We start from the raw sequence: 21560 nt of genomic DNA, 5'->3' as shown, positions 1-21560 counted from the left end.
CCACTTTTTTCAAAGCTGTTCGTCATAGTAAGTAGAAGCAATTCATTTGGATCATTTTATTTAAACAGGTTAAATGATTCTTATTTCGATTTACCGGGGCGGTACAATGAACAACACTGGAAAAGGGAAAATGCAAAATCGGAACTTATTTCGATTTTCAACACTCGCATTTGCAATACATACGGTGTGTATAGGTAGTTTGACTTTGCCTTTACAACACGCCTATGCGGAAACTGCGGATATAAAGACCTACGATATTCCGGCAGGATCCCTGGCCAATGTATTGAACCAGTTTGCAGAACAATCCGGTACTTCAATTGCCATTGATGCGCAACAGTTAAAAGGACAAAGCAGTTCAGGTTTAAAAGGTAGCTTTGCGCTGGAACAAGGCTTTCAACACATTTTAGCCTCTTCAACATTTCATGCCCTAAAAGTCGGCCAAGGCTATACGCTGGCGCCTAACACGACTCAAAATACCCATCGTATCGCTGCGCCCACAACGACATTAATCAATAATACAAGCGCTCAGCAAATTCAGAATGATGAAGTAGCCGTTCGCTTGACTCCGCTTATAGTCTTTGGTCAGGAAAATCGTGATACTCAGGGCAGCAACAGGGTATATGATGCCAACCGCTCTTCAGTCTATGCAGGCAAAGACTATATCGAGCGCTTCAAAGGCACCAATCCTGCTGATGTATTACAAGGGATGGTCGGTGTTTATAGTGGCGATGCCCGAAATAGCGGCGCACTGGACCCGAGTGTACGTGGTGTGCAGGGCGTGGGTCGAGTCCCCTTGACCATTGATGGAACGGAACAGTCAATTGCGGTATGGCGTGGCTATAATGGCGTAAATAACCGAAATTATATCGATCCTAACCTGATCGCTGGCATTGAAGTAATTAAAGGCCCGTCCTTAGAACGTAATACCACGACTTCAGTCGGTGGCGGTGTAGTGGTCAAAACCCTGGAAGCGGATGATATCGTTCGCCCCGGTAAAATATTTGGTGCCGAGCTCAAAGTTGAAGGCTCAAACAACTCAATCGACCCACTGCTTCCGGACATGAGCAAAGTCGGCAAAAATTATGATGATACGACGCCGTGGAACGATGTAAACGGGAAAAAGTACGATCCGGATATCTATAAAAAGAACCGCAGCAGAAATGATAACTCTAACTTCTCTGGCGATGATCTCGCGGGCCGACTGGCACTGGCAATGAAGCAGGACAAATTTGATTTATTGGCAGTTTATGCAGTACGCGAACGCGGCAACTATTTTTCAGGTACACATGGGGCAGGCTATTATAAACGGGCAGAACCGAGTAATAGCCTTGATTTTATTCCTTATTTTGCACATTCATACAAACCGGGCGATGAAGTACCGAACACCTCAAGCCAAATGGAATCGTGGTTATTCAAAGCCAACTATCGCCCAACTGATGATCAGGCACTGAAACTGACCTATCGAGACACCAAAAATAGATTTGGTGAAATCATGCCATCACGGATTGAATGGGGGCTAACACCTGATATTGGGGTACCGCAGTGGCCACTCAGCAACATTCGTTCTAAAGCCTATAGTCTGGAATATAAATTTAAACCCGAAAATATTCAGTGGGTCGATTTCTATGCCAATATCTGGCAGACCGATACCGAAAGTCAGACCTATACACGCGGTGGCTGGCCAACCACGATTGATTTTCGAGACAACCGCATTATCAATACCGCGATTAGTCATTCTGATAACCGGCGCCAGGGCATCACGATCAGTAACAAAGCCAGATTGTCCCAACAACTTGATTTAACACTGGGTGGAAGTTTCTTAAAAGAAAAACTCAGTTCTGATGATATTTACGGTGAATATGGCCCAAGCTATTCCTTATATCAAGCCTTACCCCGTGCAGGCCGCCGTGAAGAAAAGACCTTTGATTTTAATTTTAACTATCGTCCCGCTTCATGGTTAAGTTTTGACGCAGGGATGCGTTATCGCTCCTACTGGGCTTTTGATGATTTCTTGAATAAATCCCTGAGAGAGGGGGTCGATCCTTCGTTAAATCCATTATTTACCAAGAAAAGCAAGCTCAAGGAATACAGTTTTGAATATCAGACCATGCCTGAAAGTTATAGCGCTCAGCAGCAACGCATGCTGGACCGGTTCACTCAACGTTATGCCAGCAGAAATCCAGACTGGGATGGCAAACTGGAAACAGTTCCTGCATCAGAAAGTACATTATATAACCTGATCTGGTCACAGAAAAATACGCTTACCTGGAAAGCAGATGACAACGGTCAGCTAAAATTGGCCGATAATGTATTAGAACGACTGAATGCCTTAGGTCAAAAATATGTGATTACCGGCAGTGGCAATCTGAGCCCGGCAGTGATTGAACAGGTTCCGATTGAAACGGCGCAAAAAGTAAAAGACAGTGGCTGGGCACCTCAGCTTGGCGCCTCCCTGCATTTAACTGACAATAACCGGCTCTATGTCCGTTATGCAGAAGAGTATCGCTTACCTAGCCTATTTGAAAGCACGGTTGGCTTTTCCGCCCTGATGCCTTATCAAGCGATCAAACCCGAACATGCATTTAATTATGAAGTGGGATATGTCTACGACATGCGTGACTGGTTGAGTTCAGCACGAAATGCCGACCTTAAACTGGCGTATTACTACAATAAAACCAAAAACGTGATCGAGCGCAATCAGAACCTGATTTTCACCAATATGGATGAGCAAAAGCTTTCAGGGCTGGAACTGCAAAGCCGTTTTGATAATGGCGCTTTCTTCACCGATCTGAGCTTGGCTTATAACCTGAAGAATCAAGTCTGTGACAGCAATAGTGCCATCGATAAAATGATTAACAGCGGCACGGTGCAAACGGATCAGGGGATGCAGTTCCGTGATGCCTATAAACGTTGTGTCGATGATGGTTTTCCGAATGGCTATCTGGTTACCATGTCGACTCCCGAGCTGAGTGCCCATGCATTGTTAGGCGCACGTTTTCTCGATGAGAGATTAGAGTTGGGTGCGCGTGCAACCTTCTACAAAGGCTATGAAAGTCCGCTGCGTAAAAATAATGATGCAGGGATCAACAAAGGCTATTACCTCAATGTGCCTTTGGCCTGGGATGATACCTGGCTTTTTGATGCTTATGCCCGCTATCAAATCGATACCTATAACACGGTTGAATTTGTGGGCAACAATCTTTCCAGCCAGTTCTATATCGATCCATTAACGCGAAGTGCCATGGCCGCACCCGGCCGTACTTTGAAAGTCAGCTGGACCACCAAGTTTTAACACCGAATTTAATTTCCTCTTTTAAATCAGCGGGAATTAGATAATCGTAAATAATAGAGTTGAATGATTATTATTTACAAAATCAAGGCGTAGTGATCGATCCAACTGCGCATACAACTACATGGATAACGAAATCGTTATCTTTATTGAAACAATAACTTAGCTTTAGAAAAATGGAGTAACAATAAATGAAAATCTCTCAACTGTTCATCGCTCTGGTTGCATGTTCTGCGGTATTCAGCCATGCAGCAATTGAAGGCGCTTCAAGCAACGAAGCAAATATCAAAGTCGGTGCGGCAGCAAATGCCAGTCATAGCGGTGGAACAGCTGCCGTTTCAGTAGAGGCGGCAGGTGCACCTTATAATGCATTCACCGGTTTTAGTTCACTCAAAGGTCTAGCGCAGGCATTTGCTGCACAAGGAACCAGCAATAGTAATGTAACAGTGGGTAGCAAGAGCTTTAATATCTCTCACATTCCTGTCTCTGCAATGCCGCCTTCACATAGCGCTTTAGGTAATTTTAACTTTGGCCAGGTCGGCACACAGGAAGTTTATTTCGGTGAATGGTGGAAAGCAGGTGATACGCCTGCAAGCGCAAGCCATACGGTTTATTACGCTGGTGACAATACCAATACCACAGTACCTACCGCAGGGACGGCAACCTATACCGTTGCAGGGATTAATGGTTCAGCGAGCAATCTGTTAACTGGTAATTTCACTGCAAACTTCGGTGCAGGCACGCTCGAAGGATCATTAACCGGAACCGGTACTAGCGTTTCAAACTTAACACTGGATGGCGTGACCTTTAATCCGGGTTCGGCTGCATTTAGCGGCTTTGCAATTGCAAATGGTACCGCTGGCTTAAATGACTCCGGGGCGGTTCAAGGACATTTCTTTGGCGCAAATGCGGCTGCTTTAGCGGGTATCGCGAAATTTGACAATGTGTCTTATAACACGGCATTTGGCGGTGCGAAGAACTAATGGTGGCAAAAGGAATCTACAGCTGTAGATTCCTTTTTCTTGTTTAAGGACAAAGGCTTTTATTTTTTACGGTTGTTATGAACAAAACATTGCTGTGCTGTGTGATTTTACTGGCTGCTTCATCACTCTATGCCGATGATGAGACACAACTCCGCCTTAATCAGAGTCTGGATCAGAATCTGTTCCAGCAACAGCATCAATTACAACAACAAGGCACCATTCGTGACGCCGAGAAACTACCCAGTATCCGTATTAATGGCCAAATTTACGCGGTAGAGCAGAATCCGGATGATCTAGCCAAAGCGCTATATCTGGCGGTTATGCAAAAGCAATGGAGTAATGCTGCGGTTTATTTAAAGCATTATCAGCAATATCAAGGCTATGATCAGGCTTTAACCGATTTTGCCGAAGCGGCTTTGGCGCGCGCTCAGGGAAAGCTCAAATTAGCCGAACAAAAATTTCAAAGCAGTCTTAATCAACAACCGAATAATCTGATTTGTGAACTCGAGTTAGCGCGCGTGCTGTTTGAACAGCAGAAGAATAAACAAGCAGCACGCCTTTTTACATCGATTCAGGACAAGCTAGGGCAGAGCAATGGGGCAATGATCCCACCAGAAGTGCAACAAACGGTTGATCTATTCGTCAAAGCACTTGATCAGCGGGATTCGTGGCAAGGCAGTGTCGCAATTGGCCCATCCTATGCCACAAATCTGAATAGTTCTTCGGAACAAAGTAAAACATGGACCTTGTATGGCATTGATGACAAGGGCAATGCGACCCCAATTCAGGAAATTACCCGTGGCAGCCCCAAAGCAGCATCAGCAACAGGGGTTGACTATGAGGCCAGTCTAATCAAGCGCTTTTCGCTTTCGGGCAATCATGGCATTTCCTTACGCGGTTTAGCATTTGGGCAATCCTATGCTGATCATGCGCTCTATAACGAATCCACCCTGAATATCAATGCAGGCTATAGTTTTTTTGATTTAAAAAATCAAATCACCATTGCACCGCTATTTGAACATAAACGTTATGCCAATGATGGTTTATACAATGCATGGGGGGCACGTACTGAATGGATGCGATTTCTAGCGCCAGACCAAGCCTTCAAGCTTGAAGCTGAAATCAAAGATCTGGGTTATCAAAAATATAAAAACCTAGATGGTAAAGAAAGCTCGGCAATGTTTACATTCTGGAAAATTCTACCGCAGCAATGGACACTTTTTAGCGGACTGGATGTACTGGATCATGACACCCAGGAAAAATATATGGCGGCTTATCAGCAACAAGGCATCCGTCTAGGACTGAGCAAATCCTGGAAAGCAGGTTTGAATACCACGCTATTAACCTCATACCGCTGGCGGCAGTTTGACCGCTATGTCGAGACCTTTGCTGCACGTCGCCATGATTTTGAACAGAACTATACCCTGGTTGTACAAATGCCACGGTTTAAGTTTTATGGTATGACGCCGAATTTGACCTATCGCTACAACTATAATGACAGTAATGTCGACTGGCTCTATTCCTACGATAAACACAATATCAGCTTAAAGCTGGAACATCGTTTTTAGGAGAGCGTGATGAAACCAAAATCCGAGTCACTCTCTTATGCATGGACTTCAACATTCGCCTCCAGAGCGGCCTTGATTCATTCATACCCTAAATCAGTCATTAGCTTATTAGTCATTGCGCTGCATCTTTTAGCCATATGGTTTCTCAGCCATTTTATTGAACCTTATAGCTTGGCAACTTCACCCAAAGTGAATGCGCTCAAGGTGCATTTCGTCTCCTTGTCACCGGCAGAACAAGAGTCGCCTCATACATCGGCTCAAATTGCGCGTGCTCAACCACCAGCAGCGCAACAGGTAAAACTACAATCTACCCGTCCTCGTATAGATAAACAGGACAGCAACGAGCAGAAGATTCTGCTCAGTCATAATGCTTCGCATAGCGTGTCCAACAAACAATTGAATAAACAACAACATGCTGACGCATCCCCACCAACACAACCGCTTGCTGTTCAAACTGTAGAAAATAAAACGGCGAAATCACATTTACAGACTGAACCATCCTCTGCTGCCGTTAATTCACATCAGCAAATACCTCAAGCAGATGCGGGAGAAAAGCACGAGCTCTCTGGTGGCGTAAAAGCGCCTGCAGCACAACTGCAGCTTAGCCGGGCACCTGACAACCAGATTGAACGTGATGCACCCATGCAAGTCAGTCATGTCGAGGTTCTCAGTTTTGGCAAGTTTGCCTACGACGACCGGGAACTGAGACAACAAACCCGCATGGTGGAGTTACGTTTACACATCAATGAAAACGGGCAGCCAATCGATATTCAATTAAAACAAAGTTCAGGTATCGCCAGTTTAGATCAGCGCGTTCTAAACGCAGCCCGTCAGTCCAGATTCAAACCCTATACAGTCAATGGCCGAACAGTGGCTATTGTCGTCGATTTTCCAGTGCAACTTAAACTCAGTCGGGATCGTTAACCGATGAGCAATATTCTTTCTTCAGGAGAATGATCATGAACGCAGTCACAGAACCAATGGTCGCCAACAGCCTTTCGCAGCGTTTAAAGCAAGAAACGGCAGCAGAGCATGAACGGATGCATCGCCTGATGGCGCAGGCCGATGTATTTGCCAACAAGGAAAAATATGCGCAATTCACCTTGTCACAATACTATTTCCAGCAGGAAATTGAACATCTTTTTGAACAGGAAGGTGTGGCTGGGCTTATTCCAGACCTCGGTATTCGTGGTCGTTCTTTACAGGCTTTCGAAGATTTGCAGGACTTGGGTATTCAACCGGCAGGACAAGCACTACAAAGTGCAGCCGTCAAATTACCTGAAGCCTTAGGCTGGATTTATGTCTCGGAAGGGTCAACCTTGGGCGCCGCTTTCTTATTTAAAGAAGCGCAAAAACGCTTAGGCTTCTCTGAAACCTTTGCAGCCCGTAATCTGGCTGCTTATCCGGAAGGACGTGCCAAGGTTTGGAAACGTTTTGTTCAGGCACTTGACGATGCGGATTTTGACCCGGCATTACAGGATCGCGTGGTGCAAGGTGCTTTGGATGCATTTGGCTATTTTGGAAAGGCCTTAAACCAGCTGGACGAATTGAAATAAGCAGGTGACTTAAGGATGAGCAGGTATGGAGAATATTGATCGCATGAATCATGATGTGAATAGCAAGGTTTTGCCACAACCCTCACAGCCGGCAAGCAAATTAGCACGCTCAGTCTGGTGGCGATTACTCTTTATCTGTCTGGCCTGGTTATGTATTGCACTCGGCATACTTGGAATTTTTATTCCAGGTCTGCCGACGGTTGATTTTATATTATTGGCGGTTTTCTTTGCAGCCAGAGGCTCAGAAAAACTGCATCAATGGTTCCTTAATCACCGCTTTATCGGGCCTATGCTCAAAGAATGGCAACACAACCGACGCATTCCCAAAAAAGCAAAATACATGTCAACCGTGAGTATGAGCATTGCTGCAGTCATTATGCTCTGGACCATTCCACATCCGTGGCTGGTCTATCCTTTAATTGCCTGTATGGCTGCGGTGTTGATCTGGATGTGGAGCAGGGATCATGGTCGCTAATCCTGTGTATTATCCAAATGTTCTATCTGGCCTGAGGAAATAACATCTGGCTCAGAGGATGCAGCATTTAGCTGCTTCGACATAATTTTATCGGTCTAACTCGTTTACCGAGTGATTCGGTTTCAGATTAATTAATATCAACCAGTAGCACACTGCGGGGATCAAGGCGATAAAGAACGCAAAAATATCATCATAGAGCACGCCCCATTGTTTTGGCAGTTGGCCGGTATGGCTCCATTCCAGAACAATAAACAAAGGGGCTGCAATCAATAATGCACTCAGACAAATCGTAAAAAAATTCAGGCACCGATAGTGGTTTAAGCCGAGTGACAATAACAAGGAAAAAGGAACGGTTAAAATGCAATAGGCGAGATAAACCAGAAAATGTCCAACCAGAATCATAAATAGCGAATAAGGTTTAAATTCACTATTCAGCAAGATAAACAGCAAGGCCATAAACACTAATAAAGGAATCGGCGCCAATAAAAGCGCATAGAGTATGGTCTTTGTCTTATATTTCAATCAAACACCCTCGATCGCCTCAAGGTTACGTATTGCATAATTTTAATACATATTGCGTAACGCCATTTGCTCTGCTAGTCTTTTTTCGCTTTCTCTCAAAATATGTCAACTCAGGATAATATACAAGAGATTAAAAAATCGAATAATCATAAGGAATATGGACATGTTCAAGGATACGCACGCCACGTTGCATTCCTCAAAAAAAGCAGCAGTGATCACCTTACTACTTTGTTTTCTGTTTGCCATTATCGAAGGCTTTGATTTGCAGTCGATGGGCGTTGCCGCACCCAGAATGAAAACAGAAATGTTACTGAGCAGTACCGAGATGGGCTGGGTGTTTAGTGCAGCGGTGCTTGGTACTTTACCTGGCGCCATGCTTGCAGGAAGACTGGCCGATTCAATTGGGCGTAAGAAAGTATTCATTAGCTGTATTCTGATTTTTGGCCTGATGTCATTACTGACACCTTTTACCCAACAACTGAACAGCTTGCTTCTGGTGAGATTTCTGACCGGATTAGGCATGGGTGGGGCATTACCGCTTGTAATTACCATGGTGTCCGAGGCGGTGAGTGAAAAATATAAGGCCACAGCAGTGAGTGCCATGTATTGTGGTATGCCGATTGGTGGAGTGCTCACTTCCGTAGTCGCTTTATTGTTGACTGCAGATCATGAATGGCGGCATATCTTTTATTTCGGTGGCATCGCACCTTTATTACTTGTCCCTGTTCTGATTGTCTTTTTACCTGAATCGAAAGCCTATCTGAATAAAACAGCAAACAGCCCGGCAACACGCCCAAGTTTGGTGACGGTCTTATTTGCAAAACCCCGTATACTGATTACGTCCAGTTTATGGTTGAGTTTCTTCGGCACACTTTTGGTATTAGCGCTATTCCAGAACTGGTTACCGACTTTAATTTCAGGCTTAGGTCTGAATAAAGAACAGGCCAGTTATATCCAGATTGGCTTTAATCTGGGCGGTTCGATTGGCATCCTGATTTTGGGCTTTATGCTGGACCGGTTAAATAAATTCCTGATTGTTGCAGGTGTTTATACCGGCATTCTGATTTCACTGATCGGACTGGCTTATTCCAATAGTGCATTTAGCTTCACCTTATTCGCCAGTGGATGCGGTATGTTTGTGATTGGTTGCCAGTCGATTTTATATACTTTGGCAGCCAAGTATTATCCAACAGAAATGCGGGGAACCGGCGTCGGTGCTGCTGTTGCGATTGGCCGGATCGGTGCCTTTTCCGGCCCATTAGTTGCGGGCTATTTATTGGGAACTGGGCAAAGTGAAATTGTGGTGATTGCCTCAAGTATTCCGATGATTTTATTGGCTGCCATCTCGGCACTGATCTTACTTCGTAAACCGACACATTCAACCGAAGACAAAGACGCACTTAAGGTCGTGACCCCGTGATTTGATTTTTAGACTTTGTTATCACCGCAATATCAGGGAATAGCCATGCTATTTCCTTTTTTATTGTAGCCCGTTTAATTGCAGTCCCTCGATAATGCGGCATTACATTGTGTTTTGGCGTATCGGTATAATAAAATAATGCCGATTTTAGGATGAACCGATAGGAAGAGTAGGATGTATAAAGCGATTTTCTTTGATATTGATGATACCTTGCTGAATTTTAGCGTGGCCAATCGCTCGGCATTTGTAAAATCTTTCGGAGAATTTAATTTACATCATGATGATCTGACCTATACCACCTATAAACACATTAACCATCTTTTATGGGAAAGACAGAAGTTAGGTGAAATTACGGTACAGGACGTAATTAATAACCGCTTTAAACAACTATTTAGCGCTTTGAAAGTGGATATTAATCATGATCATTTTCGCGATACCTTTCAAGGCAATCTGGCAAAAGAACATACCCTTGAAGAGGGTGCAGCAGAAGCAATTCAATATTTGAGCCAAAAATATAAACTCTTCGCCGCCTCAAATAGCATTTTGCATCAACAAAAAGCACGTTTACACTTGGCCGGTTTATTGCCACATTTCTCTGATCTGTATGTGTCTGATGATGTCGGTTATGAAAAACCTGATCAGCGTTTTTTCCAGACCTGTTTAGCCAGAAGTAAGATTGCCAAAGAAGAAATTCTTTTTATTGGTGACAGTCTTGAAGCAGACATCAAGGGTGCCTCTTCATGTGAAATTCCAACCTGCTGGTACAATCCCAAACAAATCAAGAATGAACAGGATCTGAATATCACTTATACCATTCAACATCTGTCCGACCTGACTCAGATTCTATAAAACAAAAACTTGCCATTGTTGTTAAAGGTTCAAGGGGCAGGGTGTGGATAGTGAATAATATTGTGCATGATCACACTCTGCTCACCCGTATTGGCATAGGTATGTGGAATATCGGCGTGAAAGCGGATCGATTCTCCAGCTGCCACCATGTGATTAATCCCTTCAAGCTGTAGTTGCAATACCCCAGCAAATACAATGATATGTTCAATCACGCCTGCTTCATGCGGGCTGGATTCACTGCTTGCGCCGGGCAGTAATTCAATCTTTAACACATCCATGCGAAGTTGCTCATCAAAAGCAATCAGGGGACTGACCCGCATGCCTGAATGACCCTGTTCAAAAACAGGTAAGTCTCTAAAATGATGGATTTCCGGTACTGTTTGAGCTCGTCCACCTTCAAGAAAAGTCGAAAATGCAACATTGAAGCCGGTCGCGATTTTCCAGAGCGTTGCCACCGTCGGACTCGACTTGCCCAGCTCGATTTGGCCCAGCATTGCTTTACTCACACCGGTCAATTCAGCAGTCTGGCTTAAACTCAAACCGCGCTCGGTTCTCAAGCTTTTTAAAGCTTCAGCAACATTGGGTGGAATATCTTGCATAAATAGACGTCTTCTTGAATAAAAATGATTGTCCGTTATAACAGACGATGATACTTTAGTCACTCTACCTTCATTCTTCAGTAAAGTATTCCCTATGCGTAACTTAGCATTTTTTAGGTCTTCCTCACCAGCCATGATTATGACCGGGCTTGTGGCAGTGCTGGTCGGCTATGCCAGTTCTTTGGCCATTATTTTACAGGCGCTGGAAAGGGCGGGACTGGATGCTTCGCAAACAGGAAGCTGGCTGATGATGCTGGGCATCGGCATGGGCATCACCAGTATCGGATTGTCACTCTATTATCGTACCCCGATTTTAACGGCGTGGTCGACACCCGGGATTGCCTTGCTTGCCACCAGCCTGACTGGTGTCAGTATCAATGAAGTGGTGGGTGTGTTTATCTTTGCTTCAGGTCTGATGCTGTTATGTGGCGCGACAGGTATTTTTGCCAAGCTGATGAACTATATTCCACGCTCGATTGCTTCTGCCATGCTGGCAGGCATCCTGTTACGTTTTGGTTTAAGTACATTCGAAGCCTTACAGGTCAATTTTATCCTGTGTCTTGCCATGCTGGCGGCGTTTGTATTGACCCGACGCTGGTTTCCACTCTATGCCATTATTGCAACGCTGATTACAGGTATTATTGTGGCAGGGATCAGCGGAGACCTGCATTTTACCCAGACCGGTAATGTCTTCACGCTACCCACCTTCGTCCAGCCGCAGTTCACCATGACCACGCTGATTGGTGTGGGGATTCCATTTTTTATCGTTTCGCTGGCATCGCAAAATGCACCGGGTATTGCGATCTTGCAGGCCAGTGGTTATACACCTAAAACCTCTATGTTGCTGGTCTGTACCTCTCTAACCGCGATTATTTTAGCGCCGTGGGGTGGTTTTAGTATCTGTATCGCAGCCATTACCGCAGCGCTTTGTATGGCGCCTGATGTTCATCCTAATCCGGCAAAACGTTATATTGCATCGACTTGGGCCGGTATTTTTTACTTAATCGCCGGGATTTTTGGCGGCGCTATTTTTATATTGTTTAATGGCTTACCAAGCGTATTAATCCATATTCTGGCTGGACTGGCATTATTGACAACCTTGATGAACAGTCTGCATCAATCATTAGTAGACGAACAGGGCCGCGATGCAGCAATGATCTGTTTTCTTCTCACCGCGTCAGGTATCACCTTACTAGGAATTGGTTCAGCGTTTTGGGGCCTGGTCGGCGGGATTCTGGCTTATCAGATTCTGGTGAAACGTAAATAGGGGACTATAACAATAACGCCTAGGGAAGTTTATTTTTAACACAGCTAAAACCATTAAGCCAATTGTTTATAAAACTTCAATTGGCTTTTTTATTTTACGCACTTCCTTTTTTAAATCGTATTTTTAAACAGTTTAATCACAATAATTAATCATATTATTCCATAAAGATAAATGACATTTTAACTTATTAACTTTTGTTGTTATATAAGCAGGCAATAAAAACACTTCATTTTTATAACATCAAGTTAATATTTATTTTGTTGAAGGGCTATCTAATACCAAGCTATACACCTGATGATTCTTACAATATTATTAGAGAGAAGAATACATGAAGAAAATAAGACTAATTGTATTAATAAGTAGCTTATTCTTAAGCAGTGAAAGAGTATGGGCAATCTTTGATAAGGATCAATCAGGCTATATTTCTGAGATTAAAGAATTTAATTCATTAGCTGAACATGGCGATGCTAAAGCACAAGTTATTTTAGGCAAGGTATATTTAACAGGACATGGGGTAACCCAAGACTATACACAAGCATTAAATTGGTTTAAAAAAGCCGCTAAGCAAGGTAGTGCTGATGCACAATATCATTTAGGAGAGATGTATAGATTGGGCGATCCCGGCGTACCGCAGGACTACTCCCAAGCTATTTATTGGCACCATAAGGCTGCAAAAGAAGGTAGTAGTGATTCGCAAAACATTTTAGGTTTCATGTATGGCTTAGGACAAGGGGTGAGCCAAAATTATTCAGAAGCTTTAAATTGGTTTAACAAAGCTGCAGAACAAGGTAATAGCACTGCACAATACAATCTTGGGCAAATGTACAGGCTTGGATATGGAGTAACTAAAGATATTTCCCAAGCTATCCATTGGTATCACAAGGCTGCAGAAAAAGGAGAATCAAAAGCACAAGTTACTTTAGGTTTATTATATTTTTCAGGGCAAGGTGTAACACAAGACTATATACAAGCATTAAATTGGTTTCATAAAGCTGCTGAGCTAGATAATGTTGATGCACAATATAATTTAGGAGAAATGTACAGATTAGGAAAGGGCACACATCAAGACAATATACAGGCAGCCAGTTGGTTTCGGAAGGCTGCAGAACAGGGTGAAAAAACTGCACAATACAATCTTGGGCAAATGTACAGGCTAGGTCATGGAGTAACTCAAGATAATTCTCTGGCTATCTATTGGTATCAGAAAGCAGCTGAACAAGGTAATGCTGAAGCACAAAAAAATTTAGGATTAATATATGCTCAAGGACAAGGGGTAAGTCAGAATTATACCCAAGCTTTACATTGGTTTCGTAAAGCCGCAAAACAGAATGATATTGATGCGCAATACATTTTGGGGGCAATGTATTTTAATGGAAAAGATATAACTCAGAATTATCCTGAAGCACAAAAATGGTTTATTAAAGCTGCTGAACAAGGCCATGTAGAAGCGCAATATTTCTTAGGAGTAATGTATTTCAAAGGCGCTGGTATAACCCAAGACTATATCCAGGCCCTACGCTGGTTAAATAAAGCTGCTATACAAAACAACATAGATGCTCAATATTTTTTGGGAGCTATTTATTTAAATGGTGAAGGGGTAGCTCAGAATTATTCCGAAGCAATAAAATGGTTTCGCAAAGTTGCTGAGCTAGGCAATGCCGATATGCAATTTCAGCTTGGTATGGTTTATCATCAATCAAATAATTCTAAAAAAAACTATAATAATGATGTTGAAGCAGTTAAGTGGTGGCTCGCAGCGGCGCAGCAAAACCATTCTCTTGCGCAAAATAATTTGGGAATGGCTTATTTAGAGGGGATAGGTGTTGAAAAAAATTGTGAACTAGCTTTAGGCTGGTTTAATAAGTCAGCTGATCTTGGAGAGCGTAGAGCAATGTATAATTTGGGAGATTTATATGCTAAAGGTATATGTGTACCACAAAATAAAATTCAAGCAGAACAATGGTATAAAAAATCTACTGGACAACTCGTTAAAAAATAATTTTTATAAGAGACTATATACAATTAACCCGATTATCATAGTTTATAATATAAAGAGCTTAAATAAGACCTGCTTCACACAATAATTTAATTATGTATATCATCTTGCTTATTTTATTTTATCTCATACAATCAATATCTTATTGATGTTTTCATATCATTTTGCAGTACCTATATAAATTAAAGCAACTGAATTGTTGTATTTGTAGCAACAGTCCGACATAAAAATATTTTATATGCTAGGCTGTTTAGTTTTTCTTAAGAAATGTGTTCAAATGGATTTAAAGCAGAAGTATGAAACAGGCCGGTTTTATTGGTCATTTTTATTACCGCGATACTGGGTGATATGGATTTGCCTGACTATTTTAATGTTATTTGCAATATTACCTTGGGCGGTACAATGGCGACTCGCTGACGCTTTATCAAAACTGGCCTGGAAAGTTTTAAAATCCAGAAGAAAAACCACCTTAAGAAATTTCGAGCTCTGCTTTCCTGAAAAAAGCCAGCAACAAAGAGAAGCTGAAGCGAAGCAGGTGTTTTTCAATATGATGATCGGCTTGTTTGAGGCCCTGAATGCCTGGTATAGCCCGAAGTGGTATCGAAACCGTATTCATATTCATGGCTTGGAGCACATTTCAAAAGCACGAGAGACCGGTATTCTGTTATTGGGTTCGCACACCACCTTGCTGGATGCAGGAGGTTATGTCAGCAGTTGCTTCTTCGATCTTGATGTAGTGTATCGTCCACAAAACAATCCTTTGTTAGATATGCTGATCAGCCGCTCACGTGCCACCATTTATAAAAATCAAATCTCCAAAAATGATATGAAAGGTTTGATTAGCAATCTGAAACAGGGACGGGCAATCTGGTATAGCCCAGATCAGGATTTCGGTCTAAAACAAGGCGTAATGGCACCATTCTTTAATGTTCAGGCCGCGACCGTAACGGCGCATCGCCGTCTGATGAATATTTCCAAAGTCCCCGCGATTCCTTTATTTTTCTATCGAAAAGGTGATATTCGTAATCCTCAATATCACATTTTACTTGAACCTCGCTTAGAAAATTTTCCGAGTCGGGATGAAGTTGCCGATGCCACCAAAGTGAATCTGATTATTGAGAACCAGATCAGCATGTATCCGACCCAGTATATGTGGTTTCACCGAAGATTTAAAACCAGAGCATTAGGCGAGGCTGCGTTATATTCATAATCGGGTCACCTCTAATTTACTATTGATATCAACAATAAAAAAACCGACCGCCAATCGATTATGGCGGTCGGTTTTTTATAAGCACACTCAAATACTTTAGATCATCGAGTGGCTTATATTGCTTGCCACTGCTGCTTAACTTCTTCAGAGTTTTTAATCAGAATGACTTTGTCATCTTTGACTTCACCAATCCAGGCTGTCGGGATCAGGTGATGCTGATCATTTTCATCACGCGTCAATTTAAGTTGGCTGTCACCCTCGAGATGGTCAACTGTTCCCACTTTGGTGCCACAAGACGCAATTACATCAGAATGTTTTTTAATATCTTGAATATTTAAAGTACTCATTTCTAAACCTCTTCTATAAGTATCACAACACGGTAGTCACTAAGCTACTGCATATTTTCGGGTAATTGTTGGGTTTTAAATAAACCTTACAGGATGGTTTTATAGTTTCACCTAAACCTACCTTTTAGTTAACAATGAAACAAAACGAAATAAATAGTTCAATACTAATGAAGAATTATCTTTTTATTACAATTCATCTATTTAAATAAACGTAACTTTTCATTTACTTTTAAATAAACTGTCATGAATTAATATTTTAACAATGAATAGTAAAATATCGATAAAAAGATCAACCTTTGACATATTAAATTGCTTTGCGCAGTACACAGCTGAAGCGCAACAACAGCAACGTCCACAAGTACTCAAGCAGTTGATTCAAACACTAGGGCGCTTGCCAGAACCCGCTTCAGGACAGACTTATCAACGCTGGCAAATCTTTGCCCAGATTGCGGGATGTGATTTAAGTTTAGCCAAGCTGTTTGAATCACATTGTGATGCCTTAAGCATTCTGCATGAACTGGGTTATACGCAAGAAAATGATAAAGAAATGTGGGCTATTTGGGCTGCAGAGGGTGGGCCGGCACCGTTACAGGTCGAAAATGAGCGCTGTCATGGCATTAAACCGTGGTGCTCTGGTGCCGAGTTTATTCAAAAAGCATTAATCAGCTTTAAAGATCAACAGGGACAATCCCAACTTTGCGTTGCTGAATTAGATCATGTCTCGCTCAAGGTTGAGCTAGACCAATGGCACGCTGTAGGCATGCAAGGCACACAGACAGCCAGAGTCACCTTTCAGGACACCCCAGTCAACATGATCGCTAGCCCCAATGCCTATCTTGACCGGCCAGGTTTCTGGCACGGGGCTGCCGGTGTTGCAGCTTGCTGGTATGGGGCAGCAATCCGCTTAATGGCCGAACTGCAACACAGTTGCCTGACCACGCCCAATCCCTTTAAAAAAATGTATTTGGGTCAACTAGCAGCTCAACTGGGCGTGACCAGACAATATTTTCAACACGTGGCACAACTGATCGACAGTCAGCCAAAGCTTAGTCATGAACGCGAAGTACGTATTCTGCGTGCGCAAACCGAACAGTGTTGTCTGGCCGTTATAGAAGGCGTTGGCAAGGCATTGGGAGCACGGCCGTTTTGTGAACAGGCAAGCTTTGCTCGGTTAATGGCAGATTTACCAGTATTTATTCGGCAAAGTCATGCGGCATTAGATAATGAGCAGATTGCTGAACGATGTTTAGAGGAGCAGGTGTCGTGGGAACTCTAAATCAACCTTTGGTTGAAGATCGCATCATTGAAGGACTAGGAACTTCAAAAGCACAATGGCTACACAGCTTTGAACAACAACCGTTATCGCCGCTCAATCTTGAAAAATTTCAATCCAAAAGAATCGTGATTGTTGCACCGCATCCTGATGACGAAATTCTGGGTTGTGGGGGCTTAATGCAACAGCTGATCACACTGAATTGCCGTCTGCTGATCCTCGCAGTGAGCAATGGCACACAAAGTCATCCACACTCTACCAAGTACACTCCAGAACAACTGGATCAGATTCGTCCGCAAGAAAGTTTAGCGGCTTTAGACTGTTTGGGTGTTGCTGAACATGCTCAACGCATTGCACTCAATTTACCCGATGGACAGGTTCATTTGCACCAGCAGCAACTGTGGCAACAACTGGACAAGCTGGTTCAAGCGGAAGATATCCTGATTTGTAGCTATGCACAGGATGGGCATCCCGATCACGAAGCCGTTGGTAAAACCGTACAAGCCTTTGCTTCAGCACATGAGCAGTGCTGTTTACATGTGCTGATCTGGGCCTGGCACTGGGCTCGGCCTCTGGACCCTCGTATCGATTGGCAAAAGGCTCGTGCTTACCGTTTAACCGAGCCGCAATTAATCAAAAAAGGTCAGGCCATTATGCAATTTAAAAGCCAGATTGAGGCGGATGAAAGTACCGGTCAGGCGGCCGTTCTATCTCCAGCGATCATCGACCGGTTGTTGATGCCGTGGGAGGTTTATCTTTGTGAATGATTTCAGTCAATATTTTGAAGTGTTATATCACCAGAGTAATGATCCTTGGGGCTACGATCAACACTGGTATGAAGCACGTAAAAGGCAGGTTTGTCTGGCTGTCCTGACCCAGCAACATTATCCCAGTGTACTGGAAATCGGCTGCTCCAACGGCCATTTAAGTATCCATCTGGCGAAACGTTGCAATCAGCTGTTATGTGTAGATGTTTCTGCGCATGCGGTTCAACTGGCTACCCAACGTTTACAGAACCTGGACCATGTCAGTGTTCAACAGCACAAAATACCCGAAAATTTTCCTGAGCAGAAGTTTGACCTGATTGTGATCAGTGAAGTGGCCTATTATCTATCATCTGTAGAGTTAAAACAGTTGATCGGTCAGCTCAAACATAGCCTGACGCCACAAGGGGAAATCCTGTGTTGCCACTGGCGGCATGAGATTCGGGATTTTGAACTGGACGCCTTGCAAGTTCACCATCATTTAAAACAGTCTTTACCGTTCTCTCATTATTTAAGTCTGAATGATCCGGATTTCATGATTGATATCTGGACAGTGAATCCTTCTTCTCTAGCCAAACAACAGGGATTAATATGAAAATCGGTATTGTAATTCCAGCGCATAATGAAGAAATGTTTTTATCGGCCTGTTTGCAATCCATTCAACAGGCAACTCAGCATATACCGCAAGATCAGGTCGACATCCTGGTGGTTTTAGACAGTTGTACGGATCAGTCCCGCTCAATTGTCCAAGCACATCAGGTGAACTGGATTGAATGTGATTATGCCTGTGTAGGCAAGGCCAGGGATCTGGGAATCCGTCATCTGATCCAGCAGGGTGCGAACTGGATTGCCTGTACAGATGCAGATACGATTGTTGATCCAGACTGGTTATTGTGCCAGATGCAACATCAGCCTACAGATGCAATTTGTGGAATCGTGGTGCTGGATGATCTCGATCCCTTATCCGCATCACAACAGCAAAAATATCTGGCTCATTATCAGGACAGCATGGATCATCAACATATTCATGGGGCAAATTTAAGCTTTAGTGTAGATGCCTATCTTCAGGCTGGCGGATTTGAGCCGATTCCTTGCCATGAGGATGTATCCTTAATTGAAAAATTCATGACCCAATGTTGCAAGATCACCTGGAGTAATCTGGTTCGGGTCACCACCAGCAGCCGCTTGCATGGCCGTGCACCACAAGGCTTATCGCACTTTTTAAAACAACTCTAATGGGTATTTAAGATAAAATTGATCAAACGGTAAAAAATAAAATGAGAAAATAAAAAAATTAAATATTCGTGATTCTGTAAATATATGATAGTTTTTAAAATTCTTCTTCACAAAAACTTTCATAGTTTGCGGAAATCTTAATGAATATACGACTGTGTTATGCCAGCAAACGCAATGAAAATAGCGACGATTTGCTGCAAGATTTACGCGACATTCTTACCGAAGCCCGGGATTTCAATACTCAACATTGTATCTATGGGGTGTTGTACTATGCCGATAATGCTTTTTTTCAATGCTTGGAAGGAGAGCAAACCATCGTTGAAAGTTTATTTGAAAAAATAAAAACCGATGCCAGACATCTTGAAGTTAAACATTTCGGCACAGATCCCATTGACCAATATACGTTTAAGCGCTGGTCAATGAAATATGTACAGCGAAATACCAATATTGAGACTTTCTTTCTGAACTTGGGAGAAAATAGTTTTAATCCAGGCTGTCTAGAGCCAAATAGCCTGAATGCTTTTCTCGAGGAGTTGCTGCTCGCAGAACAGACCACGCTGCCGGTCGCTAAAAAAGTGGGGATGGTCAATCGTGGTGTTAATCCGTTCTAAGCGAATCACTATCTAGCTGTTTACTGCCAAGTTTAAAATTCAGATTTTTAAGCTTAGGTAACAGTTTGCTCATGAACAAATAGACAGAGATGGAAGTACCAAACATCAGGATCACTTCCATACTCTGGCTAATAATTAACATGGCGCAATAGAAAAAACTAAATAAGGCCAGACATAATTCCGTACCTTTAAAATACCAGGTAATGAACATGCCAAATAAGGACGAGGACAGTATCAGATTAACTGTTTCATTGAAGCCGAGATAATTAAAGAAAATGATCACCAGGCATAAGGCTAGCATTGATAGTAAAAAGACAAAGATATTTTTTGCAATAAACATATTCTATTTCCTATCCTGAAGTTAATTTAAAAATCTTTCCTCTGTAACCAGAGGAAAGATTAGTACATATTTAGACGTTATTTGAGATTCTTTTCTATTATTCAGATTTCTTATATTAATAAAGATGCCTTTTTTATTTTACGGGATCTCTTCATTAATATTCAGCTTTCTATTGAATAGTAAAGAGCGTTTAAATGTACCGAGCTAATTATTAAAAAAATCAAATAGTTGATGTATAAGCTTTTGGCTTACACACTTGTAAGATATCGCCTACAAATGCATATTTTTTGCTCAAAATTTACATTTTCACATTTATTATATTTGTTTAAAATCAATCACTTACTTATTTTTAGTATTTCCCTTAAATTTACATTTTTAACAAAACGCAACATACAGTATTTTCTAATAAAGAGAGGATTATCAAAAAAAATAATTAAAATCGGCTAAGTGATTATCTTCACCCTCAATACGTTATTATATTTTTATTTCCTCTTATTAATAAAAACCAAATAACCATCAAAATTCTAATTAAGTTTATCCTCAGTCAGGGAAGAAAAAGTTATCGATCTGGTGTTTCGGTGCAGCAGTAAATTCATCAGCTGAAAACTCACGAATCAGTTCTACAGCCTGTGCATGTTGTGTATTTAGCCAATCGAGACGATGACCTTCCGGAATGATCACAACAGATCTTCTTTCATGTTCTGGCGAATGAAATTGTTTCATTAAAGGATGAGTATCTGCGTTGGTGGTCAGCATGGTCATGGAGAGAATTTCCTGACCGTCCACACTCGCATGTTCATAAAGGGCAGCAACGGTAAAAGGCTTTTTGTCCTGCCGATAAATAGCATACCAATGTGCCTGACCATCAATATATTTAGGTTCGAAAATCGCATCCACAGGGACCAAAGCAAATTGATTTTTCTTCCAGGCATGTCTAAAACTGTTTTTTTCAGCCACGGTTTCAGCGCGTGCATTATAGGTATGTTGAGACAGCTTCAAGTCTTCGGCCCAAAAAGGAATGAGTCCAAAACGGGCAGAGCGCCATTGTACTTTTTCATTCGATGAGATCAGGATTGGACTGCTGTCTCCGGGATAAATATCCATTTTATAATCAAATGTCGGTTCGAATAAATCCAATAAGTGAGCCCGGCTTTTATGAAGAGGTCGATAATTCGCACACATATCTCCACCCAAATATGATCAATAAACATCCATTCAGTGTTCATCAAACTCAGGTTATTTATGAGGCACTTTT

General features: G+C 42.4%; 21 protein-coding genes. 16 read left to right on the top strand and 5 right to left on the bottom strand.

The annotated features are described in order from the left end of the window. Window positions 1-130 precede the first annotated feature (130 nt). The 6 genes from JO943_RS01955 to JO943_RS01930 all read left to right on the top strand — a co-directional run bounded on the left by JO943_RS01955 (window position 131) and on the right by JO943_RS01930 (window position 7871). A complete protein-coding gene (locus tag JO943_RS01955; RefSeq protein ID WP_320407883.1) occupies window positions 131-3292 on the top strand; it encodes a TonB-dependent receptor in 3162 nt (1053 codons plus the stop codon). Between the two features lie 188 nt (window positions 3293-3480). Next, complete coding sequence (locus JO943_RS01950; protein ID WP_005230513.1) at window positions 3481-4272, top strand: Slam-dependent surface lipoprotein; 792 nt, start codon at window positions 3481-3483, stop codon at window positions 4270-4272. Window positions 4273-4349: 77 nt separating this feature from the next. Then, window positions 4350-5840 carry a surface lipoprotein assembly modifier gene (locus JO943_RS01945; RefSeq protein ID WP_376746234.1) on the top strand — a complete coding sequence of 497 codons (1491 nt, stop codon included), beginning with the start codon at window positions 4350-4352 and terminating at the stop codon, window positions 5838-5840. Window positions 5841-5849: 9 nt separating this feature from the next. Beyond that, window positions 5850-6764, top strand: coding sequence for an energy transducer TonB (locus JO943_RS01940; protein ID WP_202739827.1), 915 nt, complete (start codon window positions 5850-5852; stop codon window positions 6762-6764). A gap of 32 nt (window positions 6765-6796) precedes the next feature. Then, window positions 6797-7396 (top strand): biliverdin-producing heme oxygenase, encoded by a 600-nt coding sequence (locus JO943_RS01935; RefSeq protein WP_150953153.1) that lies wholly within the window; start codon window positions 6797-6799, stop codon window positions 7394-7396. A 25-nt stretch (window positions 7397-7421) separates the two neighbouring features. Beyond that, complete coding sequence (locus JO943_RS01930; protein WP_199972876.1) at window positions 7422-7871, top strand: YbaN family protein; 450 nt, start codon at window positions 7422-7424, stop codon at window positions 7869-7871. Between the two features lie 87 nt (window positions 7872-7958). On the opposite strand, the gene JO943_RS01925 is transcribed toward JO943_RS01930, so the two are convergent. Next, window positions 7959-8393, bottom strand: a complete 435-nt coding sequence (locus tag JO943_RS01925; RefSeq protein ID WP_202739826.1) for a hypothetical protein — start codon at window positions 8391-8393, stop codon at window positions 7959-7961. Window positions 8394-8556: 163 nt separating this feature from the next. On the opposite strand from JO943_RS01925, the gene mhpT reads away from it, so the two are divergent. Together mhpT and JO943_RS01915 are read left to right on the top strand one after the other, a co-directional pair. Continuing rightward, the gene (gene mhpT / locus JO943_RS01920) at window positions 8557-9813 is read left to right on the top strand and encodes a 3-(3-hydroxy-phenyl)propionate transporter MhpT (protein WP_202739825.1); all 1257 of its coding nucleotides are present in this window, start codon (window positions 8557-8559) and stop codon (window positions 9811-9813) included. Window positions 9814-9987: 174 nt separating this feature from the next. Further along, a complete protein-coding gene (locus tag JO943_RS01915) occupies window positions 9988-10662 on the top strand; it encodes a YjjG family noncanonical pyrimidine nucleotidase (RefSeq protein WP_199972873.1) in 675 nt (224 codons plus the stop codon). Window positions 10663-10691: 29 nt separating this feature from the next. Here the strand turns inward: JO943_RS01915 and JO943_RS01910 are convergent, their stop codons facing one another. Then, the gene (locus JO943_RS01910; RefSeq protein WP_202739824.1) at window positions 10692-11261 is read right to left on the bottom strand and encodes a helix-turn-helix domain-containing protein; all 570 of its coding nucleotides are present in this window, start codon (window positions 11259-11261) and stop codon (window positions 10692-10694) included. A 94-nt stretch (window positions 11262-11355) separates the two neighbouring features. Here JO943_RS01910 and JO943_RS01905 point away from each other — a divergent pair, with 94 nt between their 5' ends. The 3 genes from JO943_RS01905 (at window position 11356) to JO943_RS01895 (ending at window position 15734) form a co-directional block, all read left to right on the top strand. Further along, the gene (locus JO943_RS01905; RefSeq protein ID WP_262753647.1) at window positions 11356-12528 is read left to right on the top strand and encodes a benzoate/H(+) symporter BenE family transporter; all 1173 of its coding nucleotides are present in this window, start codon (window positions 11356-11358) and stop codon (window positions 12526-12528) included. A 328-nt stretch (window positions 12529-12856) separates the two neighbouring features. Then, the gene (locus JO943_RS01900) at window positions 12857-14527 is read left to right on the top strand and encodes an SEL1-like repeat protein (RefSeq protein WP_202739823.1); all 1671 of its coding nucleotides are present in this window, start codon (window positions 12857-12859) and stop codon (window positions 14525-14527) included. Window positions 14528-14801: 274 nt separating this feature from the next. Next, window positions 14802-15734 carry a lauroyl acyltransferase gene (locus JO943_RS01895; protein WP_202739822.1) on the top strand — a complete coding sequence of 311 codons (933 nt, stop codon included), beginning with the start codon at window positions 14802-14804 and terminating at the stop codon, window positions 15732-15734. 113 nt (window positions 15735-15847) lie between these two features. Here the strand turns inward: JO943_RS01895 and JO943_RS01890 are convergent, their stop codons facing one another. Further along, on the bottom strand, window positions 15848-16081 hold the full coding sequence (locus tag JO943_RS01890; RefSeq protein ID WP_005230470.1) for a DUF2171 domain-containing protein: 234 nt from the start codon (window positions 16079-16081) through the stop codon (window positions 15848-15850). Window positions 16082-16343: 262 nt separating this feature from the next. On the opposite strand from JO943_RS01890, the gene JO943_RS01885 reads away from it, so the two are divergent. The 5 genes from JO943_RS01885 (at window position 16344) to JO943_RS01865 (ending at window position 19965) form a co-directional block, all read left to right on the top strand. Then, entirely contained in the window at window positions 16344-17357 is a 1014-nt protein-coding gene (locus JO943_RS01885) for an acyl-CoA/acyl-ACP dehydrogenase (RefSeq protein ID WP_202739821.1), read from the top strand. Next, entirely contained in the window at window positions 17345-18121 is a 777-nt protein-coding gene (locus JO943_RS01880; RefSeq protein ID WP_227614389.1) for a PIG-L deacetylase family protein, read from the top strand. Before JO943_RS01885 ends, JO943_RS01880 begins: the two co-directional genes overlap by 13 nt. Then, on the top strand, window positions 18114-18713 hold the full coding sequence (locus JO943_RS01875; RefSeq protein ID WP_202739819.1) for a class I SAM-dependent methyltransferase: 600 nt from the start codon (window positions 18114-18116) through the stop codon (window positions 18711-18713). Before JO943_RS01880 ends, JO943_RS01875 begins: the two co-directional genes overlap by 8 nt. Beyond that, window positions 18710-19354: a glycosyltransferase gene (locus JO943_RS01870; protein WP_005230462.1), complete on the top strand. Its 645-nt coding sequence runs from the start codon at window positions 18710-18712 to the stop codon at window positions 19352-19354. Before JO943_RS01875 ends, JO943_RS01870 begins: the two co-directional genes overlap by 4 nt. Window positions 19355-19494: 140 nt before the next feature. Next, window positions 19495-19965, top strand: a complete 471-nt coding sequence (locus JO943_RS01865) for a BLUF domain-containing protein (RefSeq protein ID WP_202739818.1) — start codon at window positions 19495-19497, stop codon at window positions 19963-19965. Here JO943_RS01865 and JO943_RS01860 read toward each other — a convergent pair. Both JO943_RS01860 and JO943_RS01855 read right to left on the bottom strand, forming a co-directional pair. Next, window positions 19952-20305, bottom strand: a complete 354-nt coding sequence (locus JO943_RS01860; protein ID WP_005285847.1) for a hypothetical protein — start codon at window positions 20303-20305, stop codon at window positions 19952-19954. The genes JO943_RS01865 and JO943_RS01860 overlap by 14 nt on opposite strands. A gap of 540 nt (window positions 20306-20845) precedes the next feature. Further along, window positions 20846-21487, bottom strand: a complete 642-nt coding sequence (locus JO943_RS01855) for an SOS response-associated peptidase (protein ID WP_005230456.1) — start codon at window positions 21485-21487, stop codon at window positions 20846-20848. Window positions 21488-21560 lie beyond the last annotated feature (73 nt).

This window comes from Acinetobacter sp. 'aerobic (ED)' (assembly GCF_904886855.1).
GTDB classification, from domain to species: domain Bacteria; phylum Pseudomonadota; class Gammaproteobacteria; order Pseudomonadales; family Moraxellaceae; genus Acinetobacter; species Acinetobacter courvalinii.
The sequence above is the reverse complement of the archived record's forward strand: the minus strand, read 5'-3'. Positions and strand labels throughout refer to the sequence as shown.

Excerpts from the sequence above, each read along its gene's own strand:
- JO943_RS01955 (WP_320407883.1), top strand. The coding sequence starts at position 131 with ATGCAAAATCGGAACTTATTTCGATTTTCAACACTCGCATTTGCAATA.
- JO943_RS01950 (WP_005230513.1), top strand. The coding sequence starts at position 3,481 with ATGAAAATCTCTCAACTGTTCATCGCTCTGGTTGCATGTTCTGCGGTA.
- JO943_RS01945 (WP_376746234.1), top strand. The coding sequence starts at position 4,350 with ATGAACAAAACATTGCTGTGCTGTGTGATTTTACTGGCTGCTTCATCA.
- JO943_RS01940 (WP_202739827.1), top strand. The coding sequence starts at position 5,850 with ATGAAACCAAAATCCGAGTCACTCTCTTATGCATGGACTTCAACATTC.
- JO943_RS01930 (WP_199972876.1), top strand. The coding sequence starts at position 7,422 with ATGGAGAATATTGATCGCATGAATCATGATGTGAATAGCAAGGTTTTG.
- mhpT (WP_202739825.1), top strand. The coding sequence starts at position 8,557 with ATGTTCAAGGATACGCACGCCACGTTGCATTCCTCAAAAAAAGCAGCA.
- JO943_RS01915 (WP_199972873.1), top strand. The coding sequence starts at position 9,988 with ATGTATAAAGCGATTTTCTTTGATATTGATGATACCTTGCTGAATTTT.
- JO943_RS01910 (WP_202739824.1), bottom strand. The coding sequence starts at position 11,261 with ATGCAAGATATTCCACCCAATGTTGCTGAAGCTTTAAAAAGCTTGAGA.
- JO943_RS01905 (WP_262753647.1), top strand. The coding sequence starts at position 11,356 with ATGCGTAACTTAGCATTTTTTAGGTCTTCCTCACCAGCCATGATTATG.
- JO943_RS01900 (WP_202739823.1), top strand. The coding sequence starts at position 12,857 with ATGAAGAAAATAAGACTAATTGTATTAATAAGTAGCTTATTCTTAAGC.
- JO943_RS01895 (WP_202739822.1), top strand. The coding sequence starts at position 14,802 with ATGGATTTAAAGCAGAAGTATGAAACAGGCCGGTTTTATTGGTCATTT.
- JO943_RS01890 (WP_005230470.1), bottom strand. The coding sequence starts at position 16,081 with ATGAGTACTTTAAATATTCAAGATATTAAAAAACATTCTGATGTAATT.
- JO943_RS01885 (WP_202739821.1), top strand. The coding sequence starts at position 16,344 with ATGAATAGTAAAATATCGATAAAAAGATCAACCTTTGACATATTAAAT.
- JO943_RS01870 (WP_005230462.1), top strand. The coding sequence starts at position 18,710 with ATGAAAATCGGTATTGTAATTCCAGCGCATAATGAAGAAATGTTTTTA.
- JO943_RS01865 (WP_202739818.1), top strand. The coding sequence starts at position 19,495 with ATGAATATACGACTGTGTTATGCCAGCAAACGCAATGAAAATAGCGAC.
- JO943_RS01860 (WP_005285847.1), bottom strand. The coding sequence starts at position 20,305 with ATGTTTATTGCAAAAAATATCTTTGTCTTTTTACTATCAATGCTAGCC.
- JO943_RS01855 (WP_005230456.1), bottom strand. The coding sequence starts at position 21,487 with ATGTGTGCGAATTATCGACCTCTTCATAAAAGCCGGGCTCACTTATTG.